The sequence below is a fragment of the Spirosoma luteum DSM 19990 genome, from assembly GCF_000374065.1.
Lineage (GTDB): Bacteria > Bacteroidota > Bacteroidia > Cytophagales > Spirosomataceae > Spirosoma > Spirosoma luteum.
The window spans coordinates 25754-50792 of record NZ_KB893271.1; the positions used below are offsets into that span (position 1 = coordinate 25754).

Here is a 25039-nt window from a genome sequence, read left to right on the forward strand (position 1 = left end):
GACGATCAAACCAATTATACTACCTTTTAGCCATGATTTACCAGCCAACGTTTGATCAGGACGAAGACGTGCTGATGCTCAACCCCGATCCGGAAACAGCTTCTATGGACGATGATGAAGATGACTTCGACAACGATGGGGCAGAATTCGATGATTTGGGTTCAGGAGCCGCCAGTGGATACGGAGCCGATGATATTGACGACATCGACGAAGAGTTCAAAGACGATGATATCGACGACGACTTAGACGACGACATTGTGGATGATTTGGACGATGACGACGACAGTCTATAATATATTCTTTTTCGTGGAGTCAACGGGATCGACCATTAGCTGATTTACTGTACCCTTTAGCAAAACCACTAATTATGAAAAACTCGGAACAGAGTACCGATCCTGAAGATGAGCTGTACGTTACGACCGAAGACACCGTGACGGAAGGCACTGCACCCGATGCCGATACCCAGTCGTCGGCCGCCAGCGAAGCCGGTGATCGTATGGCAGAAGAGGGTTCCCGCGCCCCCAGCGCCCCCGCCGAAGGAGCTTAAAAAAATGATGAATTATAAATGATGAATGAGTTCACAAAACATAATTCATCATTTATAATTCATCATTCATAATTACCTTCAGTAGCGTCTGGCATTTCATTTCGGTTTCCAGCCATTCCCGCTCCGGCTCCGAATCCTCCGTTAGTCCGGCTCCGGCGTAGAGAGTAGCCAGCCTTCCTTCCAGCTTCATGCAGCGGATATGAACAAAAATGCCGGTTTCCGGCCCTTTGCCATCGGCATCTATATTCACTGGTCCCAGAAAACCGCTGTATAGTTCGCGGTCGTGGATTTCATGTTGCCGGATAAAGGCGAAAGCAGCATCGCGCGGGGTACCACAAACCGCCGAGGTAGGATGTAAAAGTTTCAACATCACCGTGCCCAGTTGTGGGTATCGTACTGCCTGGGTATCCACTGTGAAGGAAGTGCCTAAGTGCATCAGATTACCAGCCACAACGGTTTTTGGACCTTCTTCAATGTATTCGCGCAGCCTGATTTTTTTAAAACATTCAATAATGTAGCGGCTAACCAGTGCCTGTTCTTCAATTTCTTTCTGGGCCCACATCGCCTGAGTCGGGCGTTTCGACGTTCCGTCCGGATGCGTAGCCGACTGGGTGCCCGCCAGAGAAGCCGTTCTGAAAATACCGTCGGCATCCACGCTCACCAGTCGTTCGGGCGTGGCGCTAATCCATATCTGGCCCCGTTCCGGAATTGAAACCGCCGATACAAACGCGTTCGGATACGCTTTACAGAGTTTGTCGAACAAAGCAACCGCATTCGGTGCATCGGCAAACTGCACCCGCCTGGTGCGGGAAATGACTACTTTTCGCATCTCCCCCCGCTGTATCGCTTCAACGGCCTGGGTAGCGTTACGAACATAAATAGCCTCCGCTTCTGGATCGGATAAGGGCGTGGGCGGAGTCGAAACCGCTTGCGGATGGTCGGCATATCGAGGTGACCGATCGAGTGTTTTCCAAAATAGGTCAGCCTGTCTGGTAAAATCAGGGGAAACGTCGCCTGGCGTTGATTCGACCCGTGTGGTTACACTCTGGTCGGCTTCTGACATAACGGCCTGAATGTCGGCGCGTATGAACAGCGTACGGGCCGTATGACTCGCTTCATCCGATAGGGGGGCGAGGTTATCGAACGGACTAACCAGGAAACCCGCCGGTAATTCGTCAAAATCAGCCGATACGCGGGGCAGCACCTCATCGAAGGAAACGATCAGGTGTTTGTCCCGCTGGGCGGGAAGTCGCCACAAAGCAGCCGGAAGACCAAGTGTGAATGCCGTCTCCCACAGATCGGTGCACCGGGGTTCGGGTAACAAAGTGCCTGGCCCGGTAAAAGGCGCGGCTAAATCGGTATGACGCTGAGCGGATGAATACATAAAGCATAAACAGCCGGATTCGGGCTGCCTGAACAGATAACAAGTATGACTGCTAATTTGTGCTTGATGACCTAAAACACTTTTCCGGGGTTGCTGAGTATAGCTTAATCAGACAGGGCAATCCGGACACAATGGGAAATAACAGACTCTGTATTCGTCAGTGCCCGTATTTTCTGCGAACTTTACGGCTCGACAAACTACTCGTCATTGTATGATTCGTATCTTTCAGCAGGACGAAACCTCCGTTCGCAAAGTCCGTGATATTGACTCCTTCTCCCACTCAGCCCGTACCCTCTGGGTGGACCTCCAAAATCCAACGGCGGCCGAAATCAAAAGCGTGGAAGAGAAATTCGATGTCGATTTTCTGAGTCAGCAGGAGCAACTGGAAATTGAAAGTAGTTCGCGCTATATTGAAGAAGATGACTTTTTGATTGCCAACTCCAACTTCCTGGTACCCGACTCCGAGCATCGATATGCCAACGTGCCGGTTAGTTTTCTGCTCAAAGACGAAATGCTCTTTACATACCGCAATGCGGACCTGAAATCCTTTGCCGATACCGTCAAACGAATCAAATCTAAACGGGCGGTATTCAGTGACGGGGCACAGATTATGATTTCCATCTTCGAATCGCGGATTGATTATGATGCCGACCTGATCGAAATGGTATCGGGCGAAATTAAGGCCATAAACAAAATGCTCGACCTGGATGCTAATCTGGACAAGGAAATGCTGCTGAACATCAACGACTACCAGGAACTGACCATGTCTATCCGGGAAAACGTGGTGGATAAACAGCGGGTAATATCCTCCATGATTCGTTCCGATGGGTGGTTCAACGACCTGGAACAGCAACGGCTGCGAACCCTTATCAAAGACATCAACTCCCTGATTGACCACACCAACTTTATTTTCGAGCGGCTGGAATTCCTGCAAAACACCTACCTCGGTCTGATCGACCTGGAGCAAAACCGGGTCGTGAAGATATTTACCGTCGTATCACTGGTTTTCCTGCCGCCAACCCTGCTGGCCAGTATCTGGGGCATGAACTTCGACGTGATGCCGGAAATGCACTGGCAGTATGGCTATGCCTTCGCCCTGGCTATGATGCTCCTTTCCTCCGCCCTGACGGTCTTTGTATTCCGGCGCAAAAACTGGCTGTAGCCTTCGGGCATAGTATTTTGGGTAAGATTAGTTGCTGTTCTGCTTCATAAAGTATGGGCTGCTCCCATCGCAAACGATAAAGCGTATTACCTATGAAAGCCGGAAAAAACACCCTCTTACTACTACTTAGCTTCCTGGCTGTTGCTCTGACAACGGCCTGGATTTCTTCCCCCAACGCTACCCCGACCATTCCCAAACCCGCTCCCAGCGTACAACGATACCTATACGTAGTTACGCCGGGCGTACGTAATTACCTGGGCTATGGCGGGCACGGGATTCAGGTGTTCGACATGGCTACTAACCACCGGTTTGTGAAGTTCATTAAAACGGGTGGCTTTAGTAAAAATGGCAAACCGTCTAATGTGAAGGGTGTAGATGTGAGCGTGGCTTTGAACTGTATTTACATCAGTACGCTCGAAGCCATCCAGTGCATTGACCTGACCACAGAGAAACTCCTGTGGGAAAAGCAGTATGAAGGAGGTGTGGATCGTATCTCCATCTCACCGGATGGGAAAATAATTTATGCCCCATCGCTGGAAAAAGAATTCTGGACCGTCGTTGACGCTAGAACGGGGGATGTTATCAAAAAAATAGTGACTAACTCCGGGGCGCATAACACCATCTACGGACCTGATGGAAAGTACGTGTATCTGGCCGGGCTAAAATCAACCATGCTGAACGTGGCCGATGCCAAAACCCACACCATAGCCAAACAGGTTGGCCCATTTGGTGCCGACATCCGCCCGTTTACCATCAACGGGGCACAAACGCTGGTGTACGTGAATGTAAATGGGTTGCTGGGCTTTGAAGTGGGTGATCTGGTAACGGGTAAATTTCTACACCGCATAGTGGTAGAAGGCTTTAACATTGGGGAGGTGAAGCGGCATGGGTGCCCCAGTCACGGTATTGGCATGACCCCGGATGAGAAAGAAATATGGCTGTGCGACGGAGCCAATAACCGGGTACACATCTTTGACAATACGGTGATGCCACCCATACAGAAAACGTCTATTCTGGTGCGGGACATGCCCGGCTGGATCACGTTCAGCCGGGACGGTAAATACGCCTATCCCTCAACTGGCGACGTAATTGACGTAAAGACCCGAAAAATTGTTGCGACGCTGGAAGATCAGGATCACAACGCCGTGCAGAGTGAAAAAATGGTTGAAATTCAGTTTAGCGGAGGCAAAGCCGTAGCCGCCGGAGATCAGTTTGGTATCGGTCAGGTGAAAAAGTAGCCCACCCAGGTACCGTTGTGAATGGTAGAATAACGCGATTGTCACTTTTGTCAGTGAACCAACGCTCGGGTTGTTACCTGACCAGTTACTGATTTCTTACACAAATGATACACGTAAAACGTACTCTTCTGACCTGTTTGACAAGTCTGATGCTGACCGCCGGTTTCTCGGCACTGGCGCAAAATCCAAATCTGGGCATATTTGCCGGGCAGGGTGATATTGGCGATGTGCTGAAACCAGGCTCGGCTCGTTATAATGCCCAGAACCACACCTACGAACTAGCCGGTTCGGGCTACAATGTGTGGTTTGATCACGATGAATTCCATTTTATGTGGAAAAAGATGACCGGCGATTTTATCCTGTATTGCCGGGCGGAATTAGTGGGTAAAGGGGTTGACCCACACCGTAAAGTGGGCTGGATGGCCCGCACCAGTCTCGATCCTAAATCGGCCCATATTAACGCAGTGGTGCACGGCGATGGCCTCACATCCCTGCAATTTCGGAAGACGACCGGTGCTAATACTGAAGAAATTCGCGCCAAAATTACTCATGCTGATGTGATCCAGCTGGAGCGTAAAGGCAATACCTACACCATGCGGATGGCTAAATTCGGCGAACCGTTCGTAACCGAACAGGTAACTGACCTGAGTTTGGGCGATGAGGTATACGTGGGCTTATTTGTTGGGTCGCATAATAAAGACGTGCTGGAAAAGGGTGTTTTCCGGGATGTCCGCATCAGTGTACCGGCTACCGACGCCCAGGTTCCGTACCGTGATTATCTGGCCAGTAATCTGGAAATACTGGACGTATCAACGGGCAACCGGCAGGTTATTTTCAACCATCCCAAATCCATTCAGGCACCCAACTGGATGCCCAACGGGAAAACGCTGCTTTACAACGGCGATGGTAACATCTACACCTTTAACATGGCCAAAGGACAACCGACTCTGTTGAACACGGGTGAGGTGAAGAATAATAACAATGACCATGTACTGTCTTTCGATGGTAAAATGTTGGGCCTGAGCAGTGGCGTTAAGGAGTTGGGAGGCTCTATTGTGTACACCGTTCCGGTAACGGGTGGCAATCCAAAACAGATTACGCCCAAGGGGCCTTCGTACCTGCACGGCTGGTCGCCTGACAGGAAAACACTGGTGTTTACCGGTTCCCGCAATGGTGATTACGACATTTATAGTGTCCCATCGGCGGGTGGTCCCGAAGTACGGCTCACCGAAGCAAAAGGGCTTGATGATGGCCCGGAATATAGCCCCGACGGGAAATACATTTATTTCAACTCCGCCCGTACCGGTACCATGCAGCTCTATCGGATGAAAGCCGATGGCAGCGAAGAGGAAGCCATTACCAACGGCGAATTTCACGACTGGTTTCCGCACATCTCGCCCGATGGAAAATGGATTGTGTTTCTCTCCTTCCTTAAGGAAGAAGTAAAGGCAGACGAACATCCATTCTACAAACACGTGTACCTGCGAATGTTGCCCATATCGGGACAGGGAGAGCCTAAAGTAATCGCCTACATCTACGGTGGGCAGGGCACCATTAACACCCCTTCCTGGTCGCCGGACAGCAAGCGGGTGGCGTTTATCAGCAACACAGCGGAGAGCAGCATGAGTCCCGTTGAGAAATAAGGAAGCTAGTAGCAGCTCCGAAAATCAGTTGCCGGGCAACCGCTTAATGATAGTGCCAAAACCCTGATCATATACCAGCGGTTGTGACACTGTATTTTACCAATCAATTTTATGGAGTATAGAAAGTTAGGTGATTCAGACCTTACTATTTCAGTAATCACCTTTGGGGCCTGGGCGGCTGGTGGCTGGATGTGGGGCGGTACCGAACGGAGTGAAGCGGTGAAGGCTATTCAGGAGTCATACCACGTTGGTGTAACCTCCATCGACACCGCACCGATTTACGGGCAGGGCCTGAGCGAAGAAATTGTGGGCGAAGCCATCAAAGGTTTTCCCCGCGATAAAGTACAGATTCTGACCAAGTACGGGATGCGGTGGGACCTTGCCAAAGGGGATTTCGCCATGCACAGCAAAGACAATAGCGGCAGGGACATCGATATCTATAAGTACGCTGGAAAAGAAAGTATTATCGAGGAGTGCGAGAACAGCCTGAAACGCCTGGGTACGGATTACATCGACCTGTATCAGATTCACTGGCACGATAAAACGACGCCCATAGACGAAACGATGGAAGCCGTGACGCGGCTCATTGAGCAGGGGAAAGTGCGTTATGCGGGCGTTTGTAACTACAGCGCCGAGCTGATGCGGGAAGCGGCAAAGACTATCAACCTGGTTTCCAATCAGGTGCCCTACAGCATGGTAAAACGGGATATCGAAGCTGAAACGGTTCCGTACTGCATTGAACATAATAAAGCCATTCTGGCCTATAGTCCACTGGAGCGGGGGTTACTGACCGGTAAAATGAAACCAGGACACGAATTTGCTCAGGACGACCACCGGGCATCGCTCTATTTTTTCAAGGATGAAAACCTGAAACGTGTCGATGCCTTCCTGGATAAAATCAAGCCGATGGCGGATGATAAACAGGCAACGGTAGGTCAGTTGGTCCTGCGGTGGACGGTAGAGCAACCCGGCATCACGATTGCCCTGGTAGGGGCGCGGGATGCCACGCAGGCACTGCAAAATGCGGCATCTATGGACATAAAATTAAGCGCGGAAGAGATCGGTCAGATTACGGAAGAACTGAACAAACTGGAACTGGTCAAGTAGAGTGAACCGTCTGTGTGGTGCCGGTTGCTCACAACCGGTGCCACACAGACGGTTTGATAAAAGTGCGATGGGAGGGTGCCCCGTTATCGAATAGCCGCCCCCGACTTAATGACTACCGGTGAGCCTTCGGCCAGAAATACTGACGTGGGCGGGTGCTTGAAAAAAGGCGCAAACGCAGTACCATACAACTTGGTTATACTACAGCGAACATCGTGCGTATGTACCGGGTAAATCAGCCAGGGCGGGTGTACGACTTCGTATTCTGACGTACGATTCGAACCCCGGCGGGTATAGCCCCAGTAATGCTCCGTAATAAACGCTTCTTCGCTGGCTGGTACTAACGGGTGGCCGGTCTGGTCGGCCGTGACGCTGATGTGGTTCCAGTCCGAACCAACTTTCCACTCGTACCGAATTTGCTGTGTTTGGGCTTCCTGTTCAAACCGATGCCGCATGGGATGGGTAGCGTATGGTTCGCCGTAGAGGGTATTAGCGACCAGCGTAATGGCAAATTTTGGCACAATTTCTTTGATGAAGACAACGCCCCGTTTCCAGCCATCCGGCGTTTTTCGCCGAACGTAGAACCGCAGGTTGAATTCTTCAAATTCGGTGTGAAAAGGCACCGGTAGAACACCGAACATCTTTACGCGTTGAAAATAGAAACCAACTAAACTGCCGTAACAAACGCCATTAAACTCATCAAGTTCGGTGCCGTAAGGGAGCAGTGGCTCCAACACCCGGCGGTCAATTGCGTAGTTGGCAAAAATAAGCTTTCGCCATTCGGCGCTTAGAAAGGTGGTGGCCATTGGCAGGGGCTTAAACGGTTTGTTGGCAGTTAACAGACTGTTTAAGGGCAGTGTTACCCTATTTTTTGGCCAGTGGTTTTACCGAAACCTCTTTGAAATAAACTACGTCAGAATCGCCGTGATTCTGCAGGCCGATGTAGCCAGACACGGGGCGCAGGCCACGGTAAGGCTCGAAATCAAATTTACGGGCGGGAACGGCCTCGCCTTCCCGGTAGTCGGTCACTTTCACGCCATTTACGTGAACAAGCGTGCGGGTGCCATCCAGCGTAATATCCATTATGTTCCACTGTGGGCCGGGTTTCCCCGGTTTTGCCAGTGGTTTGGTCAGCGAGTAAAGCGTTCCGGTATAGTGATAGTCATCTTCCTTTGATGTTTCGGGGTGGTTATCAATCTGCACCTCGTAGCCGTAGTGAACGGGCATCCACTCTTCGTGCGGTTCAACGGGAATCCGGATAAACACGCCCGCATTGCTGTTTTCTTTCTGCATCCGGTACACTACATGGATGACGCAGTTACTAAATTTCTCCTTTGTCCAGTACAGCAGCCCCAGTCCACCGTGGCCCCGAATCATACCGTTTTCCACAGACATGCGCCCCTTACCCACGTGTTTCCAGCCGGTTAAATCTTTCCCATTGAATAGCTGTCGCCAGCCATTGGCCTGACCGGGTTCATCGCTGCGAGGCTCGGTAGCGCTATTAAAAGCAATAGCCGTCATTGGCCGACTCAGGCTGCCTGCCAGCAGAAGACTGATGCCGACCAGCCAGTTCGTTAGTTTTCTCATAGGATTGTGAAAATGGTCACTTTAGCCTCAAGCATGACACGGCAATGTACAAAGTGAATGCACTAGTACAGGACAATTTTCCTAATCTTTTGATAGGTGATGATAAAAATTAAGCTAGGTTAAATTACGCTCAACGACTTGTTAGACCACGATACTTTTTCATCCATGAATTTCGAGCAGACATGCTAGCCTGGATTTGCTCTATCTCTGAAGGAATAATCCTGGATTTGCTGGGGACCAAAAGCTGATTTACAGGTGAACCAGATAATCGGTCAGGAGTTTCCACTGCATTTTTTGATAAAAAAGCCAACCCGCTTCCGCAATGAGTGTATTGATCAGGCCCCGTTCTTCGGCCTGAGGTTGTTGGTTGTTAATGGATTCCTGTTGGCCAATTTCAAACGCGCTGATTGTACAGCCGGATACGTCGACCCGAAAGATGCTGCGCGCGTGTTCAGTGAAAAAATGCTCAATCTGATTCGGGTTATCTGCCAATGGGTCCGGGCAGGGTTGAACCGTAAACTCAGCTCGTGTTTCGCCTGTCTCCCGGTGAATGACCTGTACCCAGTTTTCTGGCGTTGGACCAGGTAAATTAATCTGGATGAAATCCCCGATTTCGGCTGGTCCAGCGGGTTTGGGCCTGCCAACCGGGTCATACAGCATGAAATCAGCGGAAAGGCCGGAAAGATTCGACCATTCGTTCACATTCAGCAGTTTGGCTACCGACTTGGCAAAGGCTTCTACTGCCGCTGATTCGTCTGGATACGTATGGTGACTTTCATAGATCTTATCCTTAGTAGCCTCGCCCTGAACGACTTTACTTTCGTGTTGAATCTGCTCAACAATAGCCTTGAGTTTCATAGGGATTCATGTGTTATAATGTGCCTTACCCGTCCTGGAGAGACAATTCTTTATTTCAGAATAGCAGGGGTTCGACATGGCGTAACCGCCACTTTTGCAAGTATATTTTTATACAAACCCACTGAGTCACTGAGTTGATTTAGCTTGATGACCGTCCTTCCAACGTAAACTGGCCTATCAACGGCAGGAGAATGGGAAGTGAGGGAACGGTACTCAATCTGCTGATCTGTTCCAAATCGGGGCCATTCCGGGAAGTAGATTTCACTGACGGAACTGCCTTTTTCGTATCGGGCTGGTTCGGGAAGCCGATTTATGACTGACGGTGCGTATCGATCTGACTGGAACCACTGCCTCACACCCTTCGTGTCTGTAAACACATCAGAGGGCTATAGGCTGTTTTTGGAACATGAAGTTTTTTGTTCCCTTTACCGTTGGCCGTCTACAAGCCGAAGAGACCTACGACCTTAGTAAAAGAAGGCTGGAGGAGATTGGTTTTCGGGTAAATGATGTACGTATTGAGCAGCTTCTCTACCTAAAAGAAGGCGAACTGATTAATCAGCAGGTTGGTGACGGGGCACCAAATGGAGAGATCATTGCTGCTATTCTCCACAGTGATGTAGGTTATTTTGTGTGTACGTTTACGTCGGCCGACGAACCGACCAAAGCAATCCCCATTCGGTATACGCAATTGATTACGGATGCCAGTATTGTGGCCGTTCGCTATTTTGATTACTAAGCATGCACGCTTTACCCATTATTAGTGTGCGGGTACCGTTTCCTCACTGGGTACAGCCTTAATCAGTCCGTTATCTATGCAGGCAGTAGTAGTATTGGCGAGTTGTCAAAGGTGGGCCAGTATAAAAAACGCTATGTACTAAACTGCCATTATACGAATGCATTGAGATTCCATCTGAACTAATTTCTTATGTCATACCCAATACATGGAGATCATATGCCACTAACCAGGCCTGTAAATCTGGAAATATGGGGTGGCATCGAATGTACAGTAAACCGGGTAAATAATGAGTATCAGGATCAGGTAAGACGAAGTGGCCACCATAACCGGGTGGAGGATATGGATTGTATTACTTCGCTGGGTATCAAGTCGATTCGGTACCCCGTATTGTGGGAAAGAGTAGCCCCTGAACACCCGGAGCACTTGGATTGGAACTGGACCGATGAGCGGTTAAACCGGTTGCGAGATGCAGGAATCAACCCTATTGTCGGGTTGATTCATCATGGTTGTGGGCCCCGATATGCCACTTTCGACGGCCCGGCTTATGCAACCGAACTGGCCCGCTATGCCCGGCGTGTGGCAGAACGGTATCCCTGGGTGACAGACTATACACCCGTTAATGAGCCGTTGACAACGGCCCGTTTTGCCGGCTTGTATGGGCACTGGTACCCACACGGACAGTCTGATGCGCATTTTGTGCGGTTGCTGCTACGGCAGGTGCAGGCTACAATCCGGGCTATGGCCCAAATCCGGGCCGTTCAACCGGCGGCACGACTGATTCAGACGGATGATTTAAGTTATGTACATAGTACGTCTGGCGTTCGTTATCAGGCTGATTTCGAAAATGAACGGCGCTTTCTAACCTGGGATCTACTTTGTGGGTGTGTCGTGCCTGATCATGCCCTCTGGAATTACCTGCTGGCGTCAGGTGCTACGGAAGCGGAGCTGTGGGCCTTCGTCGAAAATCCGTGTCCGCCTTCGATAATTGGTGCGAATCACTACGTGACCAGCGAGCGCTTTCTGGATGAGTATACCACAGGATACCCCGACTGGATACCTGGCACAAATGGAACGCATTATTATGTCGATACGGAAGTGGTTCGGGCGTCTCCTGAGCAGCGGTTGGGTGTAGGTAAACTGTTGATGCAGGTTTGGGAACGGTATGGGCTACCAATCGCGGTGACCGAAGCCCACCTGGGCGATTGTGTGGAGGAGCAAAAACGTTGGTTAGGTGAAGTATGGCGGCAAGCCGAAGAGGCTAAGCGCGCTGGCGCCGATGTGCGGGCCGTTACGGTCTGGGCACTATTCGGCTTGTACGATTGGCACTGCCTGCTGACGCGCCAGGAAAATAGATATGAACCTGGCGCATTCAATGTTAGCAGCGGTCGGGCAATCCCTACGGAGCTGGTTGAGATGATCGTTCAACTGGGAAATGGAAGGCCAGTAGAAGAATTGATGCCGCCGGGAGAAGGCTGGTGGCAAATGAAGCAGGAGGCTTGTCATCCGATGCTTGTTTAAAGCTACTTAAAAATGCTTACCCTAAAAATAGCTATCAACCTTACGTTAACAGCGGTAAAACAAGGCAGCATCGCCGGAAAATTAATCGAGAGTAAACTGGCCGATGTCAGTTTGTCATTTGAACAAGCCACTTTTCTGCCGGTTAATTCAGGGCGCCTAAAAATAAGCTATTGACTGTCTATCAATTATCGTTCTGTATGCCAGACTTCACTGTTTTCTTAGGGAAACCAACCAATCGGTAAAAGGCCGGATATACGTCTATGGAACCCACTCACGCTGACAATCCTCAACCCTTATCGGCCATTACCGCCTATTTATTCGCGCAACGGGAAACCATCCTGAATAGATGGCGAACGGTTTGTCAGGAAGATGCCACGTTAGCGAAAGGCCTTACGCTGAGTCGTGAGGAGTTTAATGACTTACTGCCGCTGATTTTAGATATGCTGGAAGCGCGGCTGCTGGAGAAAACGCCCCAGGCGGATCCGGCTCTGACGGCCCAGGCGCATGGCCTGCATCGCTGGCAGAAATCGTTTACCCTGATTGATACGATGCGGGAGGTTTCCTACCTAACCCAAATTCTGTATAGCGAGCTTAAGCGCTTTCAAACGCTGTTTCCTCAAACAGATGCTCAACTGTTACTGGACGTTAACCAGCATATTTCTCAGATTATGCAGGAGGCTATGGAGGGCAGCGTCATAAAATATGACGAACTGCAACGCTTGGAGGCCATTCAACGGTCTGCTACGCTCCAGCAGGTTGTGGAGAAAATGACCGCCTTATCTCAGGAGCGGACCACTATCCTGCGGGCGTCTGCTCACGACCTGCAAGGGGGATTAGGTATTATCAATGGAGCCGCTTACATGCTGAAGCTGGAAGGGTTGCCTGATGACCAGCGGGAGCAGTATCTGGATATGTTAAGCCGTAATCTGGCGAGCGTTGAGGGGATGCTGACAAACTTAATGGACCTCTCCCGCCTGGAAGCAGGTGAAGAAAAACCGGAGTTTAAGTCCATGGACGTAGCACCTCTCCTGCATGAGATGGCCAGGAGTGGGCAGGCACTGGCGGCTGAACGAAAACTAGCACTCCGGGCCGAGGGCCCTGCTTCTCTACTCATTGAAACAGATCCCATCAAACTACAGCGGATAGTACAGAATTTATTGCTGAACGCTTTAAAATATACCGCTGATGGATTTATTTCGATTTCCTGGGCATTGGAAAATGATGCCCGCTGGATCGTGAGTATTCAGAATTCAGGACCGGGGTTGCCCTCCACGCTGGCCGGCGTATTGGGTGATCAACTCAAGCCGACCGTTGAAGCAACCAGTGTATTGTCCGTTGATGCAGCAGAGCCAGTGAGTGCTCTGCCGCTTAACGTGCCCACCGTTCCCCCGACTGAACAACTGAGTGAAAGGGGTCGGCAGACTTATCAGGGAGAAGGAATCGGGTTGCAAATCGTTAAGCGCTTGTGTGAACTACTAAGTGCCAGTATGGAAATTGAAAGCATTACAGGGCGGGGTACCTTGTTTCGTATTCGGCTACCCATACGGTACACCACTAAACAGATAGAGGGTGAACAAATCAATGCTGGTAAAGACCGGCAGGGTTAAAGTACGTACCATGATTTGTACTCGAAGGTCTGCGGAATTCTATACTGACGGTTGACGGTGAAACGGGCTGGTTATGCAGGTGAATTTTAAAATGGCTAGTAGGTGCTGTTGCCTGCCCGTAAAATGGCTTTATACGTTTGACTACTTATTAAAAAGTGTTCTGTAAGAACAATCAGCCTTCATGAATAAGCCATTGATTTACATAATCGACAACGAAGCCGACTATCTAAAACTGGTTCAGTACGTATTTGCTGAATCCTTTCCGGAGTATACGGTCATATTGTTTTCAAGCGGTGAAACAATGCTCAATAGCTTGCAGACGAGTTCAGAGCGACCGGCTTTACTGTTACTTGATTTGCACATGCCTGGTATGAGTGGTCAGCAGACCTTATTGCAACTCAAGGCCAGACAGGACTGGAAACAAATTCCGGTAGTTATGGTAACCAGTGAAACAGCAGAAGGCGAAATCCAGGCCTGTTACCAGGCCGGAGCGAATTCCTGTCTGGTCAAGCCTATGGGTATAGCGCCGATGAAGAAGCTATTTAAACAGGCTTGTGCCTATTGGATTGAAACTAACAGTTCCTTAATGCCTTGAGATGGGTGAAACAATCGAATGATTTCTTATCCAACGCTCATTCGACTAACAAAACGAAACGAAACAAACGTGCTACTCATTCACCAACTTCTTGAACAGCCATCTTTACTGGCCTATTTCATCGGAGCTGATAATTATGCCTGGCTTCAGTTTCGTAGTGGCGAACGACGATTGTTGGCCAAACCCTTGGTTTATTTTGAAGAGCGGCTGCCGACCTTTATTCGCATTCACAAAACAGCCCTTATCAACCCGACTTATGTAGCCTGTGTACACCAGCCTCCCCGGCCCAAAATGGCGGGATCGGTGCAGTTAATGGATGGAACCGAACTACCCGTGAGCCGTCGGCGATGGAGGGAAGTATCTCATTTACTACAAACCGATTTTGTTACGGTTGATATAGCCAAATCAGCGGAGTCCAGTCTGCCCAATGTGAGTCAGGAAGAGGTAACCTCACCACGTATACAGGCAATTATGGATGGTGATACGTTGCTGCTGACTGAGCAGTGCCTTCGTGAACTGACAGTACCCTACATGTTGCAGTCAAACAAAACAGGTGCTGAGTTGGCCTCTGCGTTGCTGCTTAGTCCTCCTGCCGAATGGCCCGTCCTCATTCTTATTGACTCACGCCGAAACCGGGTTGATGGGCTGCTGACTTTGCAATCAATTAAGGGCCATGCACAGTTGCGGGCAATTCCGGTAATTTATCTGGCATCGCCAAGCGAGAATATGATGCAGGCTTACCTAATGGACGCTAATTCCGTAGTAGTTGTCCCGGATGATCCAACGGCATTGGTTCGCATCCTGAAGCAGTTGTTCGACTATTGGTTAATGACCGCTCAGCTGGCGGCTTAGCTAAACTACTTGCGACTAAAACAAAGAAATCTCAATCTTGGGTAAGGTAACGGTTTCCCACCAGTACGTGCGCAGGCTTTGAAAATAACGCAGCCAATCGGCTTGCAGACGGGGTTTAACCACATAGGAAGAGCAGCCACGCTGGTAGGCTTCGGCAATATCGTGCTGGCTACTCGATTGACTTAACAGCACAACTGGAATTTTACCCATTGCGGCTGGCATTGCTTTAATCTGCTCCAGTATTCGCCAGCCATCCTGGCGCTCTGGCAGGTATAGATCCAGTAGAATTAGTTTGGGATAATTCCATTCTTCGGTGCGGCACTGGTCTAAAAAGGAAAGGGCTTCCGCTTCGGAGGAAACCAGCGCTGTTTTTACTTCCGGTAAACACTGGTCGATTGAATCTTTCATTAGTTGCCCCTGATCCGGATTATCTTCAATAATCAACAGGTTGGCATTTTTGAAGTTACCTCGAAGGACTGGGTTAGTAATCAATTGACTTTTCATGAACGTTGATTGGGTATGTTATCAATCAAATATACAAATATACTAACCAAAACACAACGCCTTACCAGGTGAACCGGTAAGTTTTTGGGTATGTCATTTTACTGGGTAAGCGGGCCGTTCCCTCACTCTTAAAGCGATGGAATCGTTAAAATTTTGGTTGGCAGGTTAGGCTTATATACACTCTTTACTATAAGACAACTACTCAATTAATAGGCTAACCCCTACGCGCTTAACTATCAATACTATGTCTGAACCAATCTCGACTTTACCATACAAGGCGAAATCAACCCAGGCCTTACTTCATGAATGGCCAACCCGATTGACTACCTCCACATCGGCCGGTAGGCCAATATCTGACCAGGGTTTTACCGATTTACTTTGCTTCGCGCACCTGCGCTGGAATTTTGTTTATCAACGGCCACAGCATCTGCTTAGCCGGGCGGCCAGCCAATGTCGGGTTTGGTATATCGAAGAACCAATCTGGCATGATACGCTCTTTCTCGACGTAAGGAAAGTAGCTGAAAATCTAACCGTCGTGGTGCCTCACCTACCCCGGGGAATCGATGAACAGTCGGCCATTCGGCTTCAGCGGCAATTAATCAATCAATTGATTGAGCAGCAAGCGATAACCGATTTTATTACCTGGTATTATACACCGATGGCACTTCCCTTTACGGACCATCTTAAACCCAGGCTGGTTTTATATGACTGCATGGATGAACTTTCGGCCTTTTTGGGAGCGTCCTCACAATTAATTGAACAGGAACAACGGCTTTTAAAAAAGGCTGATGTCGTATTTACCGGCGGGTACAGCCTCTACGAAGCTAAGAAAGAGCGTCATTCAACCGTGTATGCCTTCCCAAGTTGTATCGACTACAATCATTTTTGTCATCCCAGTGCTAGTGCCTCGCAAGCTGATTCAAACGATCCTGCCGATCAGGTAGCTATCGCTCACCCCCGAATTGGTTATAGTGGCGTTATCGATGAGCGCTTAGACCTATCCTTACTACGTGAGCTGGCCAACCGGCGACCCGACTGGCAATTTGTGCTATTGGGTCCAGTGGTTAAGATAGATCCGGCAACATTACCAGCCGGACCTAATCTGCATTATCTGGGCATGAAGGATTACAGGGAGTTACCTGCCTATTTTGGCAACTGGCAGGTCGCGATGATGCCCTTTGCAATCAATGAATCGACGCGCTACATCAGTCCGACTAAAACACCCGAGTATTTAGCAGCAGGATTACCGGTCGTCTCTACCCCCATCCGCGACGTAGTACGGACTTATGGTAACTGGAGCCGGGTCACCATTGCCGATACGGTATCTGCCTTTGAATCGGGCATCTCGGCCAGCCTGCATCGGTCCGTTGGAAGTGATGAATCTGAACTCAATCAATTTTTACGTGCGCAATCCTGGGATCAAACGTGGAAACAGATGCATTACATTCTAAATGAGCAGCTTGCCCCTGTGCTTCTGCAGGAATAAGGGTCGACTTACATCCACTCATTACGACTTGATTTCGTTCAAAATTTTGCACTAATTAAGTCCACAATGAGCGGTACAATACAAATCGGCACCTGTGGTCTAAGCGGTTCAAAGGCTACTTATGCTGAACTGTTTCCCAGTGTAGAGATTCAACTTACTTTTTATCAGCCTCCCCGGCTAACCACCCTGGAAAAGTGGCGAAACGAAGTGCCCGTTGACTTCGAGTTCGTACTGAAGGCCTGGCAACTTATTACGCACCCGGCAAAAAGTCCAACCTACAAACGATTAAAACGAAAACTATCCGAATCCGAACGATCAGAAGTGGGTTACTTTAAACCCACTTCGATTGTTGAAGAAGCCTGGCAAATCACGCTGGCCAGTGCCCGGAAGCTACGCGCTAAAACGATTCTGTTTCAATGCCCCGCTAGTTTTACCCAGACACCGGAGCACATCTCGGATATGGTTCGGTTCTTTAGCCAGATTGAACGCAACGGGCTAAACTGCTGCTGGGAGCCGCGTGGCTCATGGGACAAGGAAGTGGTGCAAACTTTGTGCGAAGACCTGGCCTTATGGCACGTTGTAGACCCGTTTGCCCAGTCGACAACGACACCGGAACAGTGTTACTTTCGGCTTCATGGCCGGCACGGCTGGCGGTATCAGTATGAGCCGGATGAATTAGCTGACCTGGTAGAGCTATTACCAACCGAAAAAACCGGATATGTTTTCTTTAATAATATCCACATGAAGCAAGATGCCCTGACGTTTAAACAGCTGTTCGAGTCCACGTCTGATTAAGCGAAACCTTCGCAAAATTCTTACGCCGAATACACTTATGTCCAAACTGCGTAAGGTAGCAGCCTTCAGAATGATTAAATCAGGGACGTTACTTTTCCGTGTTGGCTACAGGAAGCGTTGCAAATCAAGCTCGGTGGTGGGGGTTGTGTCAGCCCGAAGCACGCGCTGCATATAAGCCAGGCTAGACTGGGTCTGTTCCATACAGGCAGATGCCACGCAGTTTGATGGAACCGATATATCCAGGTCCCGTAGGTAGGCATCCTGCGCCGTAAACTGGACACAGACGTCTGTGCTGAGCCCCGTCAGAATTAAGCGCTTCGCACCCAGGTAGGTCAACAAAAGGGCTAATGTCGTTTCAAAAAAAGCTGAGTTCTTGGGCTTTAAAACGACATAATCAGTGGGTTCGGGTTGCAACAGCTTCACAAGGGGTTGACCACGCACGTTCGTCTGCAGGCAATGTTGAACCAGAACGGATAAATCCGAACGCCAGTGGCCAAAATTATCATTTGCATAAATGACGGGGATACGCAGGTCTTTTGCCTTCTTTTTTAACTCAGCAATACAACTTGCGGCTTCGATAGCGGGCTGTAGTATCTGTGGACCTTCAGGAAATTCCAGGTCATTGATCATGTCAATAATCAGGATGGCGACCGGGCATGTATCAGGGGCGTTTCCGTGTAAGTCAGAACTCTCTTTTTCCATTGGCTGGCACTGATATAATGGATTTGTTAGCCTATTTCGACGTGCAGAGTGGCTTTTTTACAATCGTTTCTTACCTGTTTTATTTTGGAGTCAGGGTAGAAGTTGGACAACCACTGCCTGGCTACCATCCGTATTGGACTGGTGCCAGGCAGAGAGAATCAGCGGTACATTTCAACCTCCAGCACCAATTGGCCATAGGCATAAGTACCCGTGCCCCAGGAACTATGTTCGGTTATAAATAAATTTAAGTCGGTTTGACCCCCTCCTCCCAAAGGAAGATTTTCAGTCAACTTAACCGTTTTTTGTGCATTCATGAGGAGTAAGAACGCATAGGGCACCCGAGTGTTGGCATCGTGATGCGATTATTCACCTCTCATCATGGAATGCATCTGCCGGTTTGAGTTCCGGCGATCCTTACTGATGTAAATAAACCAATAGTACACTGATTGAAACTCACTTTACCAGTCCAGATGCAACGGCTACTGGTTAAATAAACCAGTAGCCTGATAGCAGCCCGGCGGCAGTCCCTTGACCCGTCATAAAACTCACGCCAGCCCACAACAAGCTGACTTCCTGAGGGTAGCGATGTCGGGTGAAGGCTGTTTTCGCACAGAAACTTCTTCAGTCAAAAAAGGAAATGACTCAGTTCTGCACTACATCGTGGAGCGATTCCGCCCCGACCAGTTTTTTGTAGAGGGTTAATGCCTGGGCTACCACCTGGTCCATATTGTAGTAGCGATACGTTCCTAACCGTCCTACAAAATGCACATCCGATTGTGAATCCGCCAACTGCTTGTACTGCCGATAAAGGGCCGCGTTTTCGGGGCGTGGTACCGGGTAGTAGGGGTCGCCCTCATCCTGTGGGTACTCGAAAGTAAGGCTGGTTTTAGGATGTTCCTGCCCGGTTAATTTCTTGTACTCTGTAATGCGGGTATAGGCATGATCATTAGGATAATTCACCACCGAAACGGGTTGGTAATCAGCCACGTCCAGGGTTTGATGGTCAAACCGGAGGGATCGATAGGGAAGTTTGCCGTAACAGTAGTCAAAATATTCATCGACTGGCCCCGTATAAATCAATTGATTAAAGGTTACCTGATCTTTTACCTCCTTAAAATCGGTACCGAGCATTTGATGAATATTCGGATGGGCAACCATGCTTTCGAACATCTTTGTATAGCCATGCAGGGGCATATACTGAAACTCGTCGGTAAAATAGCGGTCATCCTGGTTAGTTCGGGTTGGAATGCGCGAAGTCACCATTTTGTCCAGCTCCGATGGGTCAACACCCCACTGCTTGCGGGTATAACCCCGGAAGAATTTTTCGTACAGATCGCGGCCTACCTGACTGACAACGACATCTTCGGAGGTACGAATGTCATCGACTTGTTCGCCAACTGATTTGAAGTACTCCGCCAGCTCTTCGGACGTAAACGTATACCCATAGAGCTTATTGACCGTGTCCAGATTGATAGGGATAGGGAGGAGTTGTCCGTCGACCGATGCCAGCACCCGATGTTCATAGGGCCGCCACTCGGTAAACTGCGACAGATAGGCAAATACATCGGGCGAGTTGGTATGAAAGATATGTGGTCCGTACTGGTGAATCAATATACCCGCTTCATTAGGGCAATCATACGCATTACCACCAATGTGAGGGCGTTTGTCAATTAAAAGAACTGTTTTTCCTGACTGACTAGCTAAGCGCTCGGCCAGCACACTTCCGGCAAAACCGGCACCAACTATGGCAAAATCGTATGTCATAAACTGAAAGTATACTATGAATTGTATAACTGATTTAACAATAACTCATCGAATAAGGGAAAGGGTTTTACTATTTTATGACCTGTGAGGGAATGGTGCCTCTCTGGTGGTCCTATATAGCTGGGGCAGTAGCTAGATTACCTGATTAAATTGGATCGTAAATTGCTGATCCATAGAGGTATAATACGCTAGAACCAGGCCATGTCCGGTTGAGAACCGGCGAAACCAAGCTGATAAAAATAGATAATAAAAAAAGCCGCGTCAGCGTAAACTGATCGCGGCTTCGAATTAGAACAACTATCTAATGAGCAGTGCTCACTAATCACTTCCCTTTACCTGGAGGATGTCAGGAAAGTCTTTCCTAGTAGAAGCAACTTATCGTTCTTTCTTTTTCGACAAAAGAAAAATCACAGCGGTGGTAACGGCAACTCCAATCAGCGCCTGTTGAATCAAGCCTTTCCGATTATATTTCCACGCTGCTTTCATGCCCTTCTCGGCAAAAATATTAGGCGTGCGACCCTGCTTAAAGTCATCCACAATACCTTCGATTACGTTAACCCGATCAGCAATCAGAAGGGGTAACCAGTGACCATATTCTGACTCACTGAACCGAAAGGCAAACCGGCGGATTTGTCCGCTAAGTCCAGTAGGTGGGGTAGACGTGCCAAATACCGCACTTACATTGGGCCGTTCGATGGATCGGAGTACTTCTACATCAATCGGTTGTTGCTGCGGTCGTTCCCAATTATAGCCATGCTGCTCTATCGGTTGGCCAGTGCCGTCAGTGCGGTGCCTGATAGGGTAGGTAGGATCATTTTCAGCATCCGCATCGATACCCCAGCCCAGAATGTGTGAATAGTCCTTCGCTTTTGTTTCTATCGTTTCCATAATACGTTGGTTTATCCTTTGGCTGAAGGAATGAGAACGGGTTTGATACAATTGTCCAGCTTGTTGGAAAAGATGTTGTAGGCATCCGCGACCTCTTCCAGTGGTACCCGATGGGTGATGATGGCTTTAGGGTTAAGAATACCATTTTGTATATGCTCAATCAGGCGCGGGAGCAGTCGTTTTACCGAAGCCTGATTAGCCCGAATGGTGATGCCTTTATTCACTACGTTGCCAATGGGGACCAGGTTATCAGTAGGGCCATACACACCCACAATTGAAACGATTCCGCCTTTCTTGACTGAGTTAATCGCCCAGTGAAGGGCCGTGGCGGAGCCGGCCTGTATCAATAACTTCCGCCCGGTAATGGTTTGCAGGGCACTGCCTGCCGCTTCTGCGCCCACGGCGTCAATACAAACGTCGGCTCCCAGCCAGTCGGTCATCTTCTTGATAAATACGACCGGATCATCCATTTCCTTAAAGTTGTAGGCCTCACAGGGAGCGTAATTTCGGACGAATTCAAGCCGGTAATCTACCTGGTCAATCACAATTACACGACCCGCGCCAAACAGCCACGAACATCTGGCGGCCATAATGCCCACCGGTCCTGCACCAAACACCACAACCGTATCACCGGGTTGAATACCACCCATTTCAGCAGCCTGATAGCCTGTTGGCACTACGTCGGTTAGCAGAACCGCGTCATCAGGGTCCATATCCGGAGGGATGACCGTTGGCCCAAAATTGGCGTAAGGTACCCGGACATATTCGGCCTGGCCACCATCATATCCACCAGCGGTATGCGAGTACCCAAAAATGCCACCCACAGCCGTTGCCTGTGAATTTGATTCGTGACAGTTACCGTATAACCCCTGCTGACAAAAAGTACATTTACCACAGGCAATATTGAAGGGAACCAGTACCTGGTCGCCTATTTTGAGTTTGTGGACTTCTGGACCAATTTCTTCGACCACGCCAATAAACTCATGGCCAAATGTCACCCCAACCCGGGTATCAGGTACGTTGCCATTGTATAAGTGCAGGTCTGACCCACAAATACAGGAGCGTGTTACCCGTACAATAGCATCCTCGGGATGCTTGATAGTCGGCATGGGCTTATGATCGATACGGACCCGTCGGGGGCCCCGGTAATTCATGGCTAGCATAGGCTAATCTGTTGAGTAAGTTCGAAGTTGAATGGCCACGTATAAAGGTGGTTGACAATACTAGCCAATAAACCTGTTGCAGGAGGTGTGAGTTATCTGTCGATACCATAAGTGAGGAAACGGGCTTTATCCTATTTTCTCTTCTATGAATTGGCTACTACCGGGCTCTGGCCTATTCGTAAGCTTATTCGCTTCAAGAGTGCATATCCCTAATGTATAGAACCTCCTAATCTGCGTGAATTGAGGCAGCTTTTGATCAGGAAAGTACCTGAGGGGAAAGTGGATTACCTGGGCATCGCTTGTTATCAGCCGTGTGAGTGAATCGCTTTATCAACCCAATGCTCCGTTTTGTTTGAGCCGAGTGCAAAGCGCTTAATTCAAAGAGTTTCCAGTGACAAATCGGCCAATCATTGGCTAACCACTTTCAGTTCAGTTGCTGCGAGAATTAGGTCTTCGTTTAGAAGTGTGCTTTAGCGTCATGAGCCGTTCCCTCATTGCCGCTTCCTGTTATCAATCATTTTTATGGAACCTAAGTAGTGTAAGCAATTACTGCTGGAAACAAACTATATGAAACCAGGTGATTGGTTGTTTCTCGGTTTGGCTACTACGACGTAGCAATAACAACCGACGAGCGGAGCAGTGTCATAGGCGACCAGTACAATCGCTGGTTGATGGTAGAGGCTGATCGGGCTACAAGGGGAAGTATAGTTTTTAGGCTTATCAATAGAGGATAGTTATGAACGTAACACTGAAAGTCTGGCGACAGAAAAATACCAGTACGCCCGGCAAATTAGTCCAGTACAACATGGCGAATATTGACCCCGACATGTCATTTCTGGAAATGTTCGATGTACTCAATGGCGAGTTGACGCACAAAGGTGAGGAGCCTATTGTCTTCGACCACGACTGCCGCGAAGGAATATGCGGGTCCTGCGCTATGTACGTCAATGGTCGGGCGCACGGACCGCAGACTGGCGGAGCCGTTTGCCAGCTGTTTATGCGGAGCTTTCGGGATGGGGAAACGATTGTGGTCGAACCCTGGCGGTCACGGGCTTTCCCAATCATCAGGGATCTATCGGTAGATCGGACGGCCTTCGACCGAATTGTACAGGCGGGTGGCTATATCTCGGTCAATACGGGGTCAGCACCGGATGCCAATGAGATTCTGGTACCTCGGCAAATTCAGGAATCGACCATGGATGCAGCGGCCTGTATTGCCTGTGGGGCCTGCGTAGCGGCCTGTAAGAATGCCTCGGCGATGCTATTTGTAGGGGCTCAGGTATCCCGTTTTGCTCTCTTGCCGCAGGGCCAGTCGGAACGCCGGGAACGAGCCGAGCGGATGGTTGCCCAGATGGACTCGGAAGGTTTTGGCGCCTGTTCGTTTACGGGCGCTTGTGCCGTGGAGTGCCCGGCCTCTGTACCACTGGAAACCATTACCCGGCTAAACCGGGAGTACTTAGGCGCGAAAATTATTTCTCCCGGAAATGACTCCTGATCAATAACTATAGTTCATACGGAGACTTTTACAAACGGCCTCAGGAATCAATACTATGTTTTATGAAACAGATTGAATCCGGCGTTTAATAAGGAGACCAGATAAGGGTGGTTGTGACTGGGGTTATTACCGGACTATAACTCTCAGTAGTAAATCACAACGCATTACCTATAGAATGGCATTGACTACCTTCCGCAGATGGAGCGGGGTTCCCCGGCCCGTCGACTTATTTTTTGGCGTTGCCAATAGCCATGTCTAATGTTGTTGGTTAGAGAGGTTCTTTCTGAAAGCTTTCTGTTTACTTTTGTACCAAGGTATCTGAGCGGGGCGTTTTGCAGTTTGGTCACTACAAAATTTCCTTCTTATCGGATGCCTTTTTCTATGGTCACCAGGTTTTCAGGCAGTTTCTCCGGGAGATCGGTAGAATGGCTATACCGACACAATTTTACCTGTAAAGTCCATGACCGCATTTCGTTTCTCAGTTAGCCTGCCACTGCTTAGCAATACTATATTCTTTCAATGCGTGCTACTGTTTCTTTCAATAGAGCATTTGCAGGCACAGCCAACTCCCGATTTCCGGAAAGTAAGGTGGAGTTTCAGTCGGTCACAGGTTAAAGAAGCAGAAATGCCCAATACCGCGTCCCGCAAAGGGGATAAACTGGTTTACAAAAGAATTTCCCTAAAGGATCGGCCGGTTGGTTTGGAATATGATTTCCTTGATGATCAGCTGCTGTCGGCTACTTACTATTACTATACCACTACGGGCATAACAGAAGCCGAGGTCCGGGCTACGGCGGCCGATTTTGAAGTCAGCTTAGAGGAAAAATACGGGAAAGGGAAAACGGGTATGGTGGGCACCATCCGGGAGCGGGTCTGGCTTACACCCCGTACCCGGATTAGCTTGCTGGTTGGCCAGATGGATAAAGGATGGTCGGTTGAGATCGTTTACCTCTGCCGGGTCTGTTCAGGTGATCCGGGCACGGGGGTTGTTGTACCAGGAGAAGTTACCCCCAATGTAACCAATAAAGAACTGGCCGATTTTTGACCAGATGCTATGTGTGAAAATGGTTAGGGGCCGTACTTTGTCCGTGCAAAACGTGAAGGGAAAATTGACCGAATCTCGTAAAGAACCCTACCTGACAGGATAAGAATTACTTGTGCCCGGAAGGAAACTGTCGGATACTACCCAAGGTGCTGAGAGGGTTTTGCCAGTTCACTATTAGTCAATTACTTATATTCACATCTTTGTATATTATATATTCTTTTTTGGTAATATCGTATATATAATAAGTATATTATTCTTGAAAGGTGAATCTTTCTATGTAGTCGAAACTGGGTTCTTTGGATACATAGCACACCGCCCAATAGATTTAAAGTCAACTTCTACAAATACCCAAAACCAAATGGCGGG

26 protein-coding genes are annotated in these 25039 nt (G+C 49.1%); 16 read left to right on the forward strand and 10 right to left on the reverse strand.

The features are described from left to right. Positions 1 to 32: 32 nt before the first annotated feature. Both B156_RS0120050 and B156_RS0120055 read left to right on the forward strand, forming a co-directional pair. Positions 33 to 293 carry a hypothetical protein gene (locus B156_RS0120050; RefSeq protein WP_018621566.1) on the forward strand — a complete coding sequence of 87 codons (261 nt, stop codon included), beginning with the start codon at positions 33 to 35 and terminating at the stop codon, positions 291 to 293. Positions 294 to 367: 74 nt separating this feature from the next. After that, positions 368 to 547: a hypothetical protein gene (locus B156_RS0120055; protein ID WP_018621567.1), complete on the forward strand. Its 180-nt coding sequence runs from the start codon at positions 368 to 370 to the stop codon at positions 545 to 547. A 52-nt stretch (positions 548 to 599) separates the two neighbouring features. On the opposite strand, the gene B156_RS0120060 is transcribed toward B156_RS0120055, so the two are convergent. Continuing rightward, positions 600 to 1931: an isochorismate synthase gene (locus B156_RS0120060; RefSeq protein WP_018621569.1), complete on the reverse strand. Its 1332-nt coding sequence runs from the start codon at positions 1929 to 1931 to the stop codon at positions 600 to 602. 211 nt (positions 1932 to 2142) lie between these two features. Between B156_RS0120060 and corA the strand changes: the two genes are divergently transcribed. The 4 genes from corA (at position 2143) to B156_RS0120080 (ending at position 7081) form a co-directional block, all read left to right on the forward strand. Then, a complete protein-coding gene (gene corA, locus B156_RS0120065) occupies positions 2143 to 3093 on the forward strand; it encodes a magnesium/cobalt transporter CorA (protein ID WP_018621570.1) in 951 nt (316 codons plus the stop codon). A 92-nt stretch (positions 3094 to 3185) separates the two neighbouring features. Further along, positions 3186 to 4331, forward strand: a complete 1146-nt coding sequence (locus tag B156_RS0120070; protein WP_018621571.1) for a YncE family protein — start codon at positions 3186 to 3188, stop codon at positions 4329 to 4331. A gap of 104 nt (positions 4332 to 4435) precedes the next feature. Further along, positions 4436 to 5974, forward strand: a complete 1539-nt coding sequence (locus B156_RS0120075) for a TolB family protein (protein ID WP_040586056.1) — start codon at positions 4436 to 4438, stop codon at positions 5972 to 5974. Between the two features lie 111 nt (positions 5975 to 6085). After that, complete coding sequence (locus B156_RS0120080) at positions 6086 to 7081, forward strand: aldo/keto reductase (RefSeq protein WP_018621573.1); 996 nt, start codon at positions 6086 to 6088, stop codon at positions 7079 to 7081. A gap of 83 nt (positions 7082 to 7164) precedes the next feature. Here the strand turns inward: B156_RS0120080 and B156_RS0120085 are convergent, their stop codons facing one another. From B156_RS0120085 to B156_RS0120095, 3 genes are all read right to left on the reverse strand, one after another. Next, positions 7165 to 7884 (reverse strand): YqjF family protein, encoded by a 720-nt coding sequence (locus B156_RS0120085; protein ID WP_018621574.1) that lies wholly within the window; start codon positions 7882 to 7884, stop codon positions 7165 to 7167. 58 nt (positions 7885 to 7942) lie between these two features. Then, positions 7943 to 8665 (reverse strand): 3-keto-disaccharide hydrolase, encoded by a 723-nt coding sequence (locus tag B156_RS0120090; RefSeq protein WP_018621575.1) that lies wholly within the window; start codon positions 8663 to 8665, stop codon positions 7943 to 7945. 249 nt (positions 8666 to 8914) lie between these two features. Further along, the gene (locus tag B156_RS0120095; RefSeq protein ID WP_018621576.1) at positions 8915 to 9523 is read right to left on the reverse strand and encodes a hypothetical protein; all 609 of its coding nucleotides are present in this window, start codon (positions 9521 to 9523) and stop codon (positions 8915 to 8917) included. A gap of 406 nt (positions 9524 to 9929) precedes the next feature. Between B156_RS0120095 and B156_RS0120105 the strand changes: the two genes are divergently transcribed. The 6 genes from B156_RS0120105 (at position 9930) to B156_RS0120130 (ending at position 14831) form a co-directional block, all read left to right on the forward strand. Next, on the forward strand, positions 9930 to 10259 hold the full coding sequence (locus B156_RS0120105; protein WP_018621578.1) for a hypothetical protein: 330 nt from the start codon (positions 9930 to 9932) through the stop codon (positions 10257 to 10259). Positions 10260 to 10448: 189 nt separating this feature from the next. Beyond that, on the forward strand, positions 10449 to 11777 hold the full coding sequence (locus B156_RS0120110) for a family 1 glycosylhydrolase (protein WP_052635780.1): 1329 nt from the start codon (positions 10449 to 10451) through the stop codon (positions 11775 to 11777). Positions 11778 to 11789: 12 nt separating this feature from the next. Beyond that, entirely contained in the window at positions 11790 to 11951 is a 162-nt protein-coding gene (locus B156_RS31480) for a hypothetical protein (RefSeq protein WP_018621580.1), read from the forward strand. 86 nt (positions 11952 to 12037) lie between these two features. Continuing rightward, on the forward strand, positions 12038 to 13384 hold the full coding sequence (locus B156_RS0120120; protein WP_018621581.1) for a sensor histidine kinase: 1347 nt from the start codon (positions 12038 to 12040) through the stop codon (positions 13382 to 13384). A gap of 181 nt (positions 13385 to 13565) precedes the next feature. Next, on the forward strand, positions 13566 to 13979 hold the full coding sequence (locus B156_RS0120125; protein ID WP_018621582.1) for a response regulator: 414 nt from the start codon (positions 13566 to 13568) through the stop codon (positions 13977 to 13979). A gap of 18 nt (positions 13980 to 13997) precedes the next feature. Further along, complete coding sequence (locus B156_RS0120130; RefSeq protein ID WP_018621583.1) at positions 13998 to 14831, forward strand: LytTR family transcriptional regulator DNA-binding domain-containing protein; 834 nt, start codon at positions 13998 to 14000, stop codon at positions 14829 to 14831. Between the two features lie 15 nt (positions 14832 to 14846). Here the strand turns inward: B156_RS0120130 and B156_RS0120135 are convergent, their stop codons facing one another. Further along, complete coding sequence (locus B156_RS0120135; protein WP_018621584.1) at positions 14847 to 15335, reverse strand: response regulator; 489 nt, start codon at positions 15333 to 15335, stop codon at positions 14847 to 14849. Positions 15336 to 15579: 244 nt separating this feature from the next. Between B156_RS0120135 and B156_RS0120140 the strand changes: the two genes are divergently transcribed. Beyond that, on the forward strand, positions 15580 to 16821 hold the full coding sequence (locus B156_RS0120140; protein ID WP_026260943.1) for a glycosyltransferase family 1 protein: 1242 nt from the start codon (positions 15580 to 15582) through the stop codon (positions 16819 to 16821). A 66-nt stretch (positions 16822 to 16887) separates the two neighbouring features. Continuing rightward, positions 16888 to 17616, forward strand: a complete 729-nt coding sequence (locus B156_RS0120145; RefSeq protein ID WP_018621586.1) for a DUF72 domain-containing protein — start codon at positions 16888 to 16890, stop codon at positions 17614 to 17616. A gap of 105 nt (positions 17617 to 17721) precedes the next feature. On the opposite strand, the gene B156_RS0120150 is transcribed toward B156_RS0120145, so the two are convergent. From B156_RS0120150 to B156_RS0120170, 5 genes are all read right to left on the reverse strand, one after another. Continuing rightward, positions 17722 to 18318, reverse strand: a complete 597-nt coding sequence (locus B156_RS0120150) for a cysteine hydrolase family protein (protein ID WP_018621587.1) — start codon at positions 18316 to 18318, stop codon at positions 17722 to 17724. A 158-nt stretch (positions 18319 to 18476) separates the two neighbouring features. Further along, positions 18477 to 18632: a hypothetical protein gene (locus B156_RS31485; protein ID WP_018621588.1), complete on the reverse strand. Its 156-nt coding sequence runs from the start codon at positions 18630 to 18632 to the stop codon at positions 18477 to 18479. Between the two features lie 328 nt (positions 18633 to 18960). Then, positions 18961 to 20082, reverse strand: coding sequence for a UDP-galactopyranose mutase (gene glf, locus B156_RS0120160; RefSeq protein WP_018621589.1), 1122 nt, complete (start codon positions 20080 to 20082; stop codon positions 18961 to 18963). A gap of 375 nt (positions 20083 to 20457) precedes the next feature. Then, positions 20458 to 20970 carry a hypothetical protein gene (locus tag B156_RS0120165; protein WP_018621590.1) on the reverse strand — a complete coding sequence of 171 codons (513 nt, stop codon included), beginning with the start codon at positions 20968 to 20970 and terminating at the stop codon, positions 20458 to 20460. A gap of 11 nt (positions 20971 to 20981) precedes the next feature. Next, positions 20982 to 22133 (reverse strand): zinc-dependent alcohol dehydrogenase, encoded by a 1152-nt coding sequence (locus B156_RS0120170; RefSeq protein ID WP_018621591.1) that lies wholly within the window; start codon positions 22131 to 22133, stop codon positions 20982 to 20984. Between the two features lie 736 nt (positions 22134 to 22869). On the opposite strand from B156_RS0120170, the gene B156_RS0120175 reads away from it, so the two are divergent. Together B156_RS0120175 and B156_RS0120180 are read left to right on the forward strand one after the other, a co-directional pair. Further along, complete coding sequence (locus tag B156_RS0120175; RefSeq protein WP_018621592.1) at positions 22870 to 23628, forward strand: succinate dehydrogenase/fumarate reductase iron-sulfur subunit; 759 nt, start codon at positions 22870 to 22872, stop codon at positions 23626 to 23628. A gap of 460 nt (positions 23629 to 24088) precedes the next feature. Next, positions 24089 to 24673 carry a hypothetical protein gene (locus B156_RS0120180; protein WP_245563791.1) on the forward strand — a complete coding sequence of 195 codons (585 nt, stop codon included), beginning with the start codon at positions 24089 to 24091 and terminating at the stop codon, positions 24671 to 24673. Positions 24674 to 25039: the final 366 nt, after the last annotated feature.

Coding starts and splice junctions, on each gene's coding strand:
- B156_RS0120085 (WP_018621574.1), bottom strand. CDS start 7,884: ATGGCCACCACCTTTCTAAGCGCCGAATGGCGAAAGCTTATTTTTGCC.
- B156_RS0120150 (WP_018621587.1), bottom strand. CDS start 18,318: ATGGAAAAAGAGAGTTCTGACTTACACGGAAACGCCCCTGATACATGC.
- B156_RS0120120 (WP_018621581.1), top strand. CDS start 12,038: ATGGAACCCACTCACGCTGACAATCCTCAACCCTTATCGGCCATTACC.
- B156_RS31480 (WP_018621580.1), top strand. CDS start 11,790: ATGCTTACCCTAAAAATAGCTATCAACCTTACGTTAACAGCGGTAAAA.
- corA (WP_018621570.1), top strand. CDS start 2,143: ATGATTCGTATCTTTCAGCAGGACGAAACCTCCGTTCGCAAAGTCCGT.
- B156_RS0120145 (WP_018621586.1), top strand. CDS start 16,888: ATGAGCGGTACAATACAAATCGGCACCTGTGGTCTAAGCGGTTCAAAG.
- B156_RS0120070 (WP_018621571.1), top strand. CDS start 3,186: ATGAAAGCCGGAAAAAACACCCTCTTACTACTACTTAGCTTCCTGGCT.
- B156_RS31485 (WP_018621588.1), bottom strand. CDS start 18,632: ATGAATGCACAAAAAACGGTTAAGTTGACTGAAAATCTTCCTTTGGGA.
- B156_RS0120125 (WP_018621582.1), top strand. CDS start 13,566: ATGAATAAGCCATTGATTTACATAATCGACAACGAAGCCGACTATCTA.
- B156_RS0120165 (WP_018621590.1), bottom strand. CDS start 20,970: ATGGAAACGATAGAAACAAAAGCGAAGGACTATTCACACATTCTGGGC.
- B156_RS0120095 (WP_018621576.1), bottom strand. CDS start 9,523: ATGAAACTCAAGGCTATTGTTGAGCAGATTCAACACGAAAGTAAAGTC.
- B156_RS0120075 (WP_040586056.1), top strand. CDS start 4,436: ATGATACACGTAAAACGTACTCTTCTGACCTGTTTGACAAGTCTGATG.
- B156_RS0120105 (WP_018621578.1), top strand. CDS start 9,930: ATGAAGTTTTTTGTTCCCTTTACCGTTGGCCGTCTACAAGCCGAAGAG.
- glf (WP_018621589.1), bottom strand. CDS start 20,082: ATGACATACGATTTTGCCATAGTTGGTGCCGGTTTTGCCGGAAGTGTG.
- B156_RS0120135 (WP_018621584.1), bottom strand. CDS start 15,335: ATGAAAAGTCAATTGATTACTAACCCAGTCCTTCGAGGTAACTTCAAA.
- B156_RS0120050 (WP_018621566.1), top strand. CDS start 33: ATGATTTACCAGCCAACGTTTGATCAGGACGAAGACGTGCTGATGCTC.
- B156_RS0120080 (WP_018621573.1), top strand. CDS start 6,086: ATGGAGTATAGAAAGTTAGGTGATTCAGACCTTACTATTTCAGTAATC.
- B156_RS0120180 (WP_245563791.1), top strand. CDS start 24,089: ATGACCGCATTTCGTTTCTCAGTTAGCCTGCCACTGCTTAGCAATACT.
- B156_RS0120090 (WP_018621575.1), bottom strand. CDS start 8,665: ATGAGAAAACTAACGAACTGGCTGGTCGGCATCAGTCTTCTGCTGGCA.
- B156_RS0120140 (WP_026260943.1), top strand. CDS start 15,580: ATGTCTGAACCAATCTCGACTTTACCATACAAGGCGAAATCAACCCAG.
- B156_RS0120130 (WP_018621583.1), top strand. CDS start 13,998: ATGATTTCTTATCCAACGCTCATTCGACTAACAAAACGAAACGAAACA.
- B156_RS0120060 (WP_018621569.1), bottom strand. CDS start 1,931: ATGTATTCATCCGCTCAGCGTCATACCGATTTAGCCGCGCCTTTTACC.
- B156_RS0120055 (WP_018621567.1), top strand. CDS start 368: ATGAAAAACTCGGAACAGAGTACCGATCCTGAAGATGAGCTGTACGTT.
- B156_RS0120175 (WP_018621592.1), top strand. CDS start 22,870: ATGAACGTAACACTGAAAGTCTGGCGACAGAAAAATACCAGTACGCCC.
- B156_RS0120170 (WP_018621591.1), bottom strand. CDS start 22,133: ATGCTAGCCATGAATTACCGGGGCCCCCGACGGGTCCGTATCGATCAT.
- B156_RS0120110 (WP_052635780.1), top strand. CDS start 10,449: ATGTCATACCCAATACATGGAGATCATATGCCACTAACCAGGCCTGTA.